This is a genomic window from Methanobrevibacter sp. V74 (assembly GCF_963082495.1).
GTDB lineage: Archaea > Methanobacteriota > Methanobacteria > Methanobacteriales > Methanobacteriaceae > Methanocatella.
This window is the reverse complement of the sequence record NZ_CAUJAN010000007.1, coordinates 35,934-48,830: the sequence shown is the minus strand read 5'-3', so window position 1 is coordinate 48,830 and position 12,897 is coordinate 35,934. Positions and strand designations below refer to the sequence as shown.

At 31.7% G+C, this 12,897-nt stretch carries 12 protein-coding genes; 4 read left to right on the top strand and 8 right to left on the bottom strand.

Features of this window, described 5'->3' with window-relative positions; genetic code table 11:
• Nucleotides 1-110: 110 nt before the first annotated feature.
• Nucleotides 111-1,088: a DNA primase catalytic subunit PriS gene (priS, locus tag Q9969_RS10590; protein WP_305512817.1), complete on the top strand. Its 978-nt coding sequence runs from the start codon at nt 111-113 to the stop codon at nt 1,086-1,088.
• A gap of 1 nt (nt 1,089) precedes the next feature.
• On the top strand, nt 1,090-1,347 hold the full coding sequence (locus Q9969_RS10585) for a hypothetical protein (protein WP_305512818.1): 258 nt from the start codon (nt 1,090-1,092) through the stop codon (nt 1,345-1,347).
• 1 nt (nt 1,348) lies between these two features.
• On the opposite strand, the gene Q9969_RS10580 is transcribed toward Q9969_RS10585, so the two are convergent.
• Both Q9969_RS10580 and cofH read right to left on the bottom strand, forming a co-directional pair.
• Entirely contained in the window at nt 1,349-1,921 is a 573-nt protein-coding gene (locus tag Q9969_RS10580) for a thymidylate kinase (protein ID WP_305512820.1), read from the bottom strand.
• A gap of 9 nt (nt 1,922-1,930) precedes the next feature.
• Nucleotides 1,931-3,073, bottom strand: a complete 1,143-nt coding sequence (gene cofH / locus Q9969_RS10575) for a 5-amino-6-(D-ribitylamino)uracil--L-tyrosine 4-hydroxyphenyl transferase CofH (protein WP_305557598.1) — start codon at nt 3,071-3,073, stop codon at nt 1,931-1,933.
• A gap of 103 nt (nt 3,074-3,176) precedes the next feature.
• Here cofH and comD point away from each other — a divergent pair, with 103 nt between their 5' ends.
• Both comD and comE read left to right on the top strand, forming a co-directional pair.
• Complete coding sequence (gene comD, locus Q9969_RS10570; RefSeq protein ID WP_305512824.1) at nt 3,177-3,668, top strand: sulfopyruvate decarboxylase subunit alpha; 492 nt, start codon at nt 3,177-3,179, stop codon at nt 3,666-3,668.
• A 4-nt stretch (nt 3,669-3,672) separates the two neighbouring features.
• The gene (gene comE, locus Q9969_RS10565; RefSeq protein ID WP_305512826.1) at nt 3,673-4,209 is read left to right on the top strand and encodes a sulfopyruvate decarboxylase subunit beta; all 537 of its coding nucleotides are present in this window, start codon (nt 3,673-3,675) and stop codon (nt 4,207-4,209) included.
• Between the two features lie 56 nt (nt 4,210-4,265).
• On the opposite strand, the gene Q9969_RS10560 is transcribed toward comE, so the two are convergent.
• The 6 genes from Q9969_RS10560 to comA all read right to left on the bottom strand — a co-directional run bounded on the left by Q9969_RS10560 (nt 4,266) and on the right by comA (nt 12,707).
• Nucleotides 4,266-5,039, bottom strand: coding sequence for a V4R domain-containing protein (locus Q9969_RS10560; protein ID WP_305512829.1), 774 nt, complete (start codon nt 5,037-5,039; stop codon nt 4,266-4,268).
• Nucleotides 5,040-6,740: 1,701 nt separating this feature from the next.
• Complete coding sequence (hdrA, locus tag Q9969_RS10555; RefSeq protein ID WP_305557596.1) at nt 6,741-9,047, bottom strand: ferredoxin:CoB-CoM heterodisulfide reductase subunit HdrA; 2,307 nt, start codon at nt 9,045-9,047, stop codon at nt 6,741-6,743.
• Nucleotides 9,044-9,985: a ferredoxin:CoB-CoM heterodisulfide reductase subunit HdrB gene (hdrB, locus tag Q9969_RS10550; RefSeq protein WP_305557593.1), complete on the bottom strand. Its 942-nt coding sequence runs from the start codon at nt 9,983-9,985 to the stop codon at nt 9,044-9,046. Before hdrB ends, hdrA begins: the two co-directional genes overlap by 4 nt.
• Entirely contained in the window at nt 9,982-10,581 is a 600-nt protein-coding gene (hdrC, locus tag Q9969_RS10545) for a ferredoxin:CoB-CoM heterodisulfide reductase subunit HdrC (protein ID WP_305512787.1), read from the bottom strand. The genes hdrB and hdrC overlap by 4 nt, the downstream gene beginning before the upstream one ends.
• A gap of 10 nt (nt 10,582-10,591) precedes the next feature.
• Entirely contained in the window at nt 10,592-11,842 is a 1,251-nt protein-coding gene (locus tag Q9969_RS10540) for a methanogenesis marker 16 metalloprotein (protein WP_305557586.1), read from the bottom strand.
• A gap of 94 nt (nt 11,843-11,936) precedes the next feature.
• Nucleotides 11,937-12,707 carry a phosphosulfolactate synthase gene (gene comA / locus Q9969_RS10535; RefSeq protein ID WP_305557584.1) on the bottom strand — a complete coding sequence of 257 codons (771 nt, stop codon included), beginning with the start codon at nt 12,705-12,707 and terminating at the stop codon, nt 11,937-11,939.
• Nucleotides 12,708-12,897 lie beyond the last annotated feature (190 nt).

Below are 12,897 nucleotides of genomic sequence, written 5' to 3'. Positions count from 1 at the left end.
CCTATAATTTTACCTCAATGTAACTTATATTTTAGGTAATATAAAAACATTACAATACACAAAATCGCACTTACCCAATAAATAAATACTTTAAAAATATAATTATAATCATGTTTTCTAAAGCTACAATAAAAGAGCGAAGACAATACTATCGTGAAGAATGGGATCCTAAAGATTTGCCTGACTTCATTTCAAATGATATCAGAAAAAGAGAGTTTGGTTTCGACCACAACGGCAGAGGACCAAATGACAGATATAAAGTTTTTAAAGGAAGTGAATCATTAAGGAAATTCTTAAGGTATAAAGCACCATTTGCAGCTTATATTTCAGTAGCTTTTTATAATAACCCTCGCCGTCGTGAAGATTGGTTAAAGGCGGAATATGTTTTCGATGTAGATGCAAAAGACATACCGATTAGATCATGTCAATGTAATGGAGTATGCGAAATTTGTCTTGGGGAAGCTTTAGAAATAGTAAATACATTAATTGATACTTTAGAATCTGATTTAGGATTGAAAAACATTCATTTAATATACTCCGGAAGAGGATACCATATAAGAATTCTTGATGAAGAAATGATGCTTGCAAATAGTGAACTTAGATCTGAAGTTTTAAAATACGCTGCAGGTGCTGAAGTTCCAAAATCACAGTTTATGAACTCAGAAGTATCTCCTCAGGGATTTAATTTTGAGCATTTCACAATACCTATAGGTTATTCAAAGATATTTACCGATAAAGTTAAATTTAATATCCTCCATTTAGTAGGTAATGAAAAAATAGATGGAATAAATCCTAAATTAATGAAAGACATAATATCTTCAAGACACCACTTGAAAAACAATAATTGGGGTTTATTTAAAAGAGATATCGGACCTAGAAGATATAAAAACCTTGTTGAATCTATGGCAAGAGTTAATCTTGCAACAATTGATGCAAAAGTATCAATTGACCTTAAAAGAATTTTGAGATTGCCTTCATCGCTACACTCCAAAGTAAGCATGAAATGTATGGAAGTTAAAAATAGAGAAAGCTTTGATCCTTTTGATAAGGCAGTGCCTGAGTTTGTATATGAGAGAAAAGGTGTATAATATGGAAAATGTTTTAAGAGAGATATTGAGAAAAAATCCTTACTTTGAAGAAATAGATGAAAACAGATTCGTACCTGAGTATTTGGGTTTAATTGTTAATGGAGTGGTAGTTTATCATGTTAATTGGATTGATATTGTAGAAAAAGAAATAATATTCATGCATAAGGATATTCAGACCCATCCGATTGTTTCACTTGTTTTAGAAAACTTAAACTCATTGATGATTATAACAAGTGATGGGATAAAGGAAGTATTATAATCTAATCAGTTTGGAAACATATGTCTTTTATTTTTTGTGAAATTACATCAGGCGCATCATCTGCTGAAACAACATTCCAATTATATGTAAATTTACGTGATCTTTCTCTATTTTCACGTAAGGAATCAATATTTTCAAACATTTCAAGCTCTTCCTGACGTGTATCAATACGCCTAAGTGATTCTTCCGGCGTAATGTCTAAAAAGAACATGCAATCAGAAGTTGGAAGAATAAAAGCAACAATTTTATAAACAAGTGAATTTATACCATTTGGAAGATACATAACCGCCAATATATATCTAGAAAAGATTAAAACATCACAATTTTTTTTATAATAATAGATATGAACAGATCTGATTGCATCAAGACCAAAATAAACCGTTGCTTTAATTTTATTGATTTTGCCTTGTTTTTGAAGTGCAAGTTTTGATTTGCGACCAAACTTATTATCACAACATGGATGGGATCTAACAACAACACTTTTTCCATGTTTTTTATAAGCTTCAGCCAATAAATTAACTTGTGTATCTTTTCCAGACCCATCTAACCCATCGATAACAATAAACTTCTTCAATTTAAGCACCTATAATGTAGGCATTTCTATGCCTTTATTAATTGGATAAAATTCAGTATACTTGGAGTTTCTCTCAACCGGATTTCTTCCAAGATCTCTAACCATGCCCTCTAATGTTTCAATTGATGCTTCAACACCATCAGGAGCACCGGAGGCTTCAGACAATTCGTCCCCTCCAAGAGTTCCGCCTAAATCATTAGTGCCTGCTGTGAGAGCCACATGTGCAAATCTAAAACCCATCTTAACCCAGGAAACTTGGATATTTGGGATTAAATCTCTAAGCATTAATCTGGAAACTGCATATAATTTCAAATCTTCAATTCCACTAGCTCCAAGATTTGACTGGCCTTCTAAAAAGATTGGAGAATACTCATGCATAAATGTCATTGGAATAAACTCAGTAAAACCATGAGTTTCTTCTTGTAATCTGCGAATGATATCAATATGTTCTACTCTTTCTTTTAAAGTCTCCACATGTCCATACATAATTGTTGCTGAACCTGGAATTCCAACCTCATGAGCAGTTTTTACAATGTCAATCCATTCTTGTACATTAACCTTTTCTGGACAGATTATTTCTCTTGAACGGTCAGTTAATATCTCAGCAGCAGTTCCGGGCAATGTATCAAGACCAGCATCACATAATCTTTCACAACCTTCTGCAATATTTATTCCCGATACAGTACATGCATCATTAATCATTGTTGGTGAAAATCCATGAATCATTACATTCGGATACTCCCCTTTCAACAATCTAAGTAGATGCTCATAATACTCAATATCCGCATCTGGAAGAACACCACCCATCAAACAAAATTCATGAGCTCCTTTTTCAACCGCTCCCTGAGCTTTTGTCAAAATTTGCTCATCATTTAATATATATGCCTCTGGATCACCTGCATCTTTTCCAAATGCGCAAAAACCACATCTAACAGTGCAGATGTTAGTAAAGTTAATATTGCAGTTATTGATGAATGTTACATCATCACCAGCAATTTCATGGCGTAAATAATCCGCAGTTGCAAGTAAAGGATATAAATCAGTTCCTTTTATATTCATTAAATGATTTGCTTCTTCAACTGTAATGGCTTCATCTAAAGATTTTGTTAAAATCTTTTCCGTTTTACTAGATATCGGAAGTTTGCTAAACATGATTGTATATTAGGGTTAAATAAATAAAAACTTTACTATGTTTGAATAGTTTTTTATAGTATTTAAGATAAATTACTATATAAAATTTAAAAAGTGATATGAAATGGATAGTAGTGAAGCTATTTATAATGGTCTTAAAGATGCAGGAATCGATTTTATTGTTAGTGTTCCCTGTGTAAACTTATCAAAATTATTAAATATGATTGATGATGACCCTGAAATTACCCACATTCCAGTTACACGTGAGGAGGAAGGAATTGGAATATGTGCTGGAGCTTATCTCGGTGGCAAACATACAGCTATTTTAATGCAAAACTCCGGATTTGGCAATTCAATAAATGCACTTAAATCATTAATGGAGTTATATGAATTTCCATTACTGATGATAATGAGCCATCGTGGAACTGAAGGTGAAAATATAGTTGGTCAAGTTCCTATGGGTGAATCAACTTCAAGAATACTTGAAGCAATGAATTTTAATTTCTTCACACCAGTCACTCCTGAAGCCGCTTATAATGACGTTAGATTATCTTGGGAATTTTCTGAAGAAGAAGGAAAACCCGTCAGCATATTATTAGAGATCAAATATTGGTGATACTATGGCAAGATATGAAGCTATTAAAGATATTATGGAAAATATCGATGAAGAATTGGTCATTTGTAATATTGGATTTCCATCAAGGGAGTTATATGAAATAGATGACCGATCTAAAAACTTTTATATGATTGGTTCAATGGGTCTTGCCTCATCAATTGGACTTGGACTGGCATTAGCTCATCCTTATGATGATATTGTTGTTATTGATGGTGATGGGTCTCTTTTAATGAATATGGGCTCACTTGTAACTGTATTTGCAAATAATCCTTCTAATCTAACCTGGATTGTTATTGACAATGGAGCATATGGATCTACTGGCAATCAAGACACATATGCACAAGTAGTTGACCTTGTTGATATTGCAAGAGGCGTTGGATTTAAAAATAGTCATTATTATGAGGATATCGATTTAAAAGAATTTATCAAAAGTGAAGATGCAAGTTTTATTGTATATAGAACTGAAGAAGGAAATTCTAAAGCACCGATAATTGATATAGACCCGATTACAATTAAAGAAAGATTTATGAAATCCATATGAATGTTAATTTTAAAAAAATAAAGAAGTTATGTTTTAAAAATAATTAAAACGTTAACTTAAATTTCCACTTCAAAAGCACAATAATCATCGCCCATGGAATAACATTTAATTTCAGTAACAGAAGCTTCATGATTGAAATATTTAGAAAACAATGTTTCAAACATTCCAACTTCCAAATAACATTCGGGTTTTCCAGTTTTAGGTAAATTATAACATTCAAAACAATCATAACAGACAATTTGAATATTATCATTAAGTTCAAATTGAAGCAAACCTAGATTATTGTCTTTCCAATATTGGATGATATTTGATTGAAATCTATTGAAATCTTTATCATAGAGAGTTTCAAATAAATATACCCCCATATGATTTCCAATTGAAGTTAGAATATATTCCATTTCAATACCAAATTCTTGAAGAATTGATTTGAATGAATGAACTAGCATTAATGTATATTCCACATCACCATTTTCAATAAAGTCTTCAATTAACAATTTGGTTTGGTTCTCTTTAACATGAACATGTCTATTTGCATTTACATTGCCAATGATATCTGCACATAAATAAAAAATTTTTTTACGATTATCTGACGGATCCATTTTATATTTTACAATGCCCTCTTCTCTTAAGCTTTTAAGATGCATTGAAATTGTTGGTTTCGATTTTGAAGTATTTTTTACAATCTCTTCGAAACTTAACTCATTATTATTTAATAATCGTATAATTTCGTATTTTGTAGGACTTCTAATCAGACTAATGTCTAAAGAGCCGTCATCTTTTTCCTTATTTTTATTACCCATCCACAATTGTATGGATTCATCTCTTATCATATTATTCCCCAATAACAAATTTATAATATAATTTATTAGAATTATACAAATAATTATATTAAAAAATTAGGATGATAAAATAATATTTCTAATGTTTCATCAATGAATTAAGCCACCATTATGTAAACTTAATTATACAATATTTAATACAATCCATTATTTTATAATATATTACTATAAATAATTATTGTGTTAATAAACTATTTGTTTAGAACATTTATATAAATATTTATAAAACAAATTATCCAGGTTATATAAAACTAAATTTTGAGTGTTGGCAGAAATTATCGAGTTTTAGCTTCTGTTCAATTTTAAACTATTTTTTATTAAATTAACCTTGTAGAAACCATATCAAAATTTATGGTAACATCGAATTTATTTAGTTGTTTTGTCTAAATAAGCCATATAGATTCTTTATTTTTAATTTTAACATGTTTTTAATTCATTATTATTTTTCACTTGAACATGTACTTAGCAAAAAAATTTTTCCAAAAATGCTTAGATTTTAATTTTAAGCGATTTAATTGCTTTAATTTTTTTTACACTTGAAATATAACTTACTATTATCCAAATTATGCGATAAATAACTATATATAGTAAAATGGAGAATATATATTAATATGAAGACAAAAATAAAATATTTCCATATTATTATTTGAATTCAAGACAGTTAAACCTTTCGGATTTTGGACTTAAAATTAACAAATGAAACTCAAGAAGAAAAAAACTATTTTTTCCATTGCTAAACATGAAAAAATATGTTGTTAAAATTTTGTTGAATTAACCTATAACTATTCCAAATGGATTTTTTCCAAAGTATTCCTGTGATTACAGGCAATCTATTATGTACAATCAGCCCACAATTATTCACTATTTTAGCAATGAAAACCTATATTTAAAGACAACCTATCGCGAAATAATTGAATGTTTGGAACTCATGGACAAAATAAGAAAATTCCTAGGTCTTAATAAGCTACCACACTTCACAACTATTCAAAAAAATTCTTTGTAAAAGAATGTCAGACACCATAATTAAAAGATTTAAATGACTTAATTAATTTTTATGCATCCATCAGAATGTAAAATTAGTTGCCATTGGATGGAACAGGAACACACAAGCGACTATGCTAACAATTATTACGCAAAAATAAGGGGAAAATGCAGAAAATGCTTACATTAAAAACCAATATTGCAATCAAATGTTGACACACGAATGATCCTAAAATTACGCAGCAAATAAAAGTCCAAAACATGATACACAATTCGTATTACCTTCAATTAGGCAATTAATACCATACAAACCCCTATTACATACTAGCAGACAAAGCCATATGATTTCCGAAGAAATAAGAAAAATGCATAAAATGAAGAAGTAGGAGCATTCGACCAAATACCATTAAAAAAAAGGTGCGACAACAGGACATTACAGATTAAATAGCACTACAATCCTTCTGGCATGATGTCTATGCACGAAGAATGAATGTTGAAAGCGTGATTTCCGTAATAAAAAGAAGGATTTAATGGCGTTAATTTTAGTAGAAATACAAGACTACAGAATAAAGAAACAAAACTCAAAGATGTATTACATAACATTTACAGAACCATACAAATTTTTTAGAAGAGGGTTTCTACAAGGTTTGAAAAACATTTGAAAAACCAAAAAGTAAACCATAATCCAAAACCCATTTAAAACATTTACACCTATTTAGATGCATCTAATTCAGCAATCTTTGCATCAAACTCATTGAATTTGCGAGCAAGACCTGAGAAGTATGGTATATATACCTTTGAAAATGTTAATCTTTCAGAATCCTCACCCAACTCTTCGATTCTATCTTTAACCCCTTGAATCTTGCGTTCAACTTCATCATACATTAAATCTCCTGGAAACTCACCAATAAACACTCCATCAGCACCATTGTCAAGTGCATAATGTATATGCTTTGGCCTTACACGATTTACAGAGATGACTTTAATAATATGAATAGACTCCGGATACGATAACCTATTAACCCCAATATTATCAGCAGCAGTGTAACCAATGTTATCTAAGAAAACAAGTATCATACGTTGACCCGCTTTCTTATTTGCAAGTATGCCTTTAATTGTTGCCATGATCTTCTCATCAATATTACCATTTACTGTAATAGCTCTTTGAGCGCATCCAACAAGGCATTTTCCGCAACCTGTACAACTCATTGGATCAATATAAATCTCATCATTTTGAATGCTCATTGATTTATACTTGCAACGTTGGATACATTCCCCACAAACAATGCAGCGTTCCATATCAATTTCTGCAATAAACGGTTCAATTTCAACACCGCCATAGTTGTATTCCCCAACTTTTGATGCTGCGGCTGTTGCTTGCATAATCGAATCTGTAATGTCTTTTGGCTCATGAGCGGTTCCACAGACAAATACTCCTTGAACATCAGTAGCTACCGGTTTTATTTTTGGATGTGATTCTTTAATGAAACCATCTTCTGTTGTTCCAATATTTAAAATTTCAGCAATCTCTTCAGTCCCCTCTGAAGGTTCCATAGCAGTAGATAATACTACCATATCTGCTTCAATTTCTATAAATTCGCCTTTTAAAGTATCTTCAGTTCTTACAATATAGTTGTCTCCTTTCTTAACAACCTCGCCCGGACGTCCGCGTAAGAACCTTACTTCATTTTCCTGAGTGTGCTTATAGTATTTTTCAAACATTCCAGGAGTTCTAACATCAGTATAGCAAATTAAAACATCAGTATCTGGATATTTATGTTTAATAATATTTGCATTTTTTAAGGCAACTGTACAGCATATTTTAGAACAATACCTATGCCCATCCGGTTTTTCATCACGAGACCCTACACATTGTATCATGACAACACGTTTTGGGACTTCATCATTGGCTTTTAAGAGTTTACCTTTTGTTGGGCCATTTACACCAGTAATACGGCCTAATTCAGATTGCGTTATAACATCATCATATCTACCATATCCATATTCCGGCCTTTTATCCATATCAAATAATTTATGACCTGTTGAAACTATTATTGAACCAACTTGAAGAGGTATTCTTTCTGATTTTCCTCTAAGCTTAATAGCTTTCATATTACATACTTTAACACAATTACTGCATTTTGTGCAGTTATCCATATCTATTACATATGCTTCTGGATAAGACTGTCCAAATGGCCGGTATATTGCCTTTCTCATAGATAAATTATCATTCCAGTCATTTGGAACTTCAACTTCACATACTTCTGCACATTTACCGCATGAAATACATTTTTCTGTATCAACATATCTCGGAGATTTTTCCAATATCAAATTATAAGTACCTGCACGCCTATCCGCTTCAATAACCTTCGTATTGGTCAGTACTTCAATATTTTCATTCCAGACAAGTTCATTCAATATTGGATTTAAAAGACACATTCCACATTCTTCCGCAATTTTAACTGGAGAGAATACTTTACCTATTTTAGCCATATGTCCACCAATTGAAGGAGATTGTTCAATTAATGTAACTTTTGTTCCCTGTTTTGCAATAGATAGTGCCGCATTCATTCCAGCTATTCCGCCGCCAATTACTGCTACTTCCTTTGGAGTTTGGCAATAAATCGGATCTACAGCATCGGACTGTTTTACTTTTTCGATAGAAGCATTGATTAAACTAATTGCTTTATCTGTTGCTTTTTCATTATCCTCATGTACCCATGAGCATTGCTCACGAATATTAGCCATATCCATAAAATACGGATTTAAAGGTTTTACATAATCCTGGAATGTTTTTTCATGACTTATCGGTGAGCATGCTGCAACTACAACACGGTCAAGATTATGGTCAAATATTGCATCCCTTATGATTTTACGACCATTTAGAGAACATAAATTTTCAAATTGTCCAATAAAACTAACATCAAGTGCCTCTCTAACTTTATCCAAATCTACGATATCTGAAATATTTCCTCCACACTCACATAAAAACACGCCAATTTTTAAATCATCCCTCATTTACTAACCTCCTTTAACTCTTCAATAATCGAGTCTATAGGTACTGTGTGTGCCTTAACACCTATAACTTTATCAAAGTCTCCACCCATAGCCAATGCAATAAACTGAGCAATATTTAAATGAATTGCTTTGAAGTTTTTTCCCTCCATTTTAGATATTAAATGTTGATATCTGTCAAATTGTATATGGCAATTTGGACATAAATGAACTAATATATCAACATCCTCATCATCTATTGCATTCATCTTATCTGCAGTAGCTGTAAAAGATAAATCTGGGTTTGAATACCTTTGCCTGAAACCTGTTCCACATGTTGCACGTTTGTGGTCATACCATCCAATGGTTTTACATCCACAACACTCAACCAATTCATCCATGATATTTGGATCCCTAACTCCACCAATTGTATCCTCATAATGTACCTTACAGTAATGACAACCATGGTGAGTTGCTATTTTATAATCGCTTAAATCATATTTTATATGATTTTTTATTTCATTTTTATTAGCATATAAGACATCCACTACATGAAATATGTTCTCTGTTGGTTTTAAGTCATCTTTTTCATATTTAAGATGAAAAAGACCATTATCATCAAATAATTGATTAATGTGATTTCTTAAATCCTCTTTCTTATTTAATAATTTAACCGATTTTTTATTTATAGCATAGCATGTTGCACACATCATAACAAGATTTGGCCTTCCAAGTTCACAGGCTATTTTAAAATTCCGAGCTCCGATAGCTGATGTGTCAATTTGATTAAATACATCTGAATAATGACCAAGACCTGTGCAGCAAGTTTGTTTTTCTGAAATTGCATAGTCAATGCCAAGTTTATCAAATACGAATTTAGTTGATGCTTCAATACCGGGATATTCTACGCTTACAAGACAACTTCTAAAAAGAAGAATATTGTTAACCGGAACGTCTTTCATTTATCTTCCTCCTCTGTTGCTCTTATCTTTTCAATTTTTTTCTTAAAACCGGTTATTGTTAAAATTGTACTTACTTCATCAATTACTTCTTTAGGCGGCATTAAAGGTGGGTCTAAGTTCAATTCATCTCTGATTTCATTTAAATGTTGTCTGAAATCCCACCATCCCGGAACATCACGGTCAATGTCTGGGAAAAACCTTTCAGGAATCGCTCCTATTGCTGCTGTGAAATATGAATCTGCAAATCCCATATATTCATATAATTTATCATATCCAACTTCATTTTCAACAGCTATTTGTTTTAAAATTTGATTTACTTCACATACACTGTTTCCAACAGGACATACGCTGTGGCATGTATAACAGTAAAAGCAATTCCATATATTATCGTCACTTATGATTGTTTCATCACCCTCAAGAACTCTTTCTATAATGTCTCTCGGGTTATAATCAGAGTGTCTTGCAGCAGGACAAGTTGATGTGCACATTCCACATTGAACACATTTAAGAACACCCTCCTCTTTTGAGTTTTTAACATCTTCAATGATTTTTTCAGCAAAATCGATTGGGGAGTCAGTTATTTTTTGTGTTGACATGAATAACCACCTACAAACTAAACTCTTTTTTCTCAATTAATTGTTTCAGTTTTAAGGATAGTTTATTTGCCCTTAATCTGTCAGATTGCCTACAAATAATTGGAATATTGACACTAATATCATCTATTTCCAGATCAACATCCCCAGTATTCATATTAAATGCATTGTGGCGACAGAAGTTTGTGCACATTCCACAACCAAAGCATTGGGCAATATTGAATTTGCGATTTTTAAATGCATTAGTTGGACATACATCTTCAACAAGACAAGTCTGACATTTGTTGCAGTCAGAATCATTGAATCTTGGTCTTAAATCATACCCTCCCCACATTTCATGATAATTGGTTTCAGATAGTGGAAAGTGACGTCCTTTAATGTCGACCACAGGTAAGCTAACCTCTTCATCAGTGATCAATAGATTATTATAAATTTTCTCTGTCAATACAGGAATAGGTATAGCTACAGTATTGTATATTTCTCCACCTTCACCTGTTTTAAATCCTCCAATATAATAAGGATCCATTTCTTTATAATTAGCAGTTAACATTAAGTTTGGTTTTTCAGGACTAGAACGTGTACCGTCACCTAAAATATAACCTTCACTTCCATTTAACAATACTTTTGCACCTTCTTTTATAACATTATGAGGAATATCATTTTGAAGAGGGTTCAAATCACCGCAACCTGAAAATGTTAAGCCTGATAAGTTACCTTCAAGAGGTGTTGCAGCAAATATGGAAGATACCGCTTCATTACTTGGATTTGTAAATGCAGTGTAGTTTTTAAATGCCATACGAGTTCCAATAAGTTGACCCCTTACAATATCATCAATAGTGATTGTGTTTTCAACACTTACATTATCTACACTTTCGACTCTTGCATCTACCGATTTACCTTCCAATAACTCTTTTAAAAGGAATCCTCCCCCATAATTCTTATCGTCAATTGAATGTGTAGTTCCATGCAGAATTGCATCAATTGAACCTAGCCATTCATTTGGACATGGCCCTGCATATGCAGGTACGCCATTTAAATAAACTTCACGCGCTCTTATGAATTTGCCTGGTTCGGACACTATAAAATTAAGAATGGCTGCAGTACCACTCATTACACCACAAGTTCCACAAGTTACAACATCCACTTCCTCAAAACAGGGAACATCTCCTTTTTTTATAAGTTTTTTAAATTCTTCTGCCGTATATATATTAGCTTCGCCCTTATCAATTTTTTCATTGATTTGGCTAATAGTTTTAATTTCCAATTATACTGCCTTCTTTTAGGTTTTTTGAATGAAACTATAATTTCCACATTTTATTGTTTCAATCCATACTTAATTTTAAGTAAAAAAAATAATATTAAATTTCACCAAATGTATCTCCTCTTAAACCTCTCCTCAAGGTTTCAAGAGATGTAATGTCATTAGTGGAAACATTACCTAAATTAACGATATTTCCTAGTTTTTTAATGAAAAATACTTGCTGGTCTTTATTTGGTGCTTCCCAAAGGATTTTATTAGACTCAACATTATCAACGATATAATCTATCTCATCTTCTTTTGGATTGCCTGTCTTATCAAATATTCCAATATTTTTCCCGCCTTCTCTTGCTTCTACAATGATAAGTGATGAACCTGCATCCAATTCCTTTTGCATACAAGTAACTCGGTCTTCCATAGACAATTCATTATCTAAAATAGGGTCTTTTTTACCTACTTCAGATAAAACTTCAAACCCCTCTTTTTTTGCCATTTTAATACAATCCAATTTACTTTCTAAATCAATAGACATTGAACCGTCTGAAATTTCAATTGCTGGAAAACCTAAATTATGGGCTTCTGCAAAAAACTCTTCTAGTTTATCCTTTAAGTAAGCTAGTTCAAATAATGTTCCTCCAGTATAAGGAGCAATATCAAATGATTTGTACATTTCAACTTTTGCTTTGATAATATCTTGTTCATGTACAATAGATGTGCCCCATCCAAATTTTAAATAGTCAACATATTCTCCAGATATTTCCATAAGGCTTCTTGCAGTTTCTAAGCCTAATCCTTTGTCTAAAACCATGGTTAAACCACAATTTCTTGGTTTCTCTTCTCTTTTAATAGATAAAAATTCAAAAGATTTCACGATATCACATTTACCTTATTCAATCATCAAATATAAATTATAATTAATAGTATTTATATATTTTTGACATTTTATATATAGGACTGTCAAGTAGTTAGTTGATTTTTTATCCAATTTTTTATCCTGTGAGGTACTTGATTAAATGCTCCTGTTAATATTCTAAATTTTCTTTTATAGGATTTTAGTAATG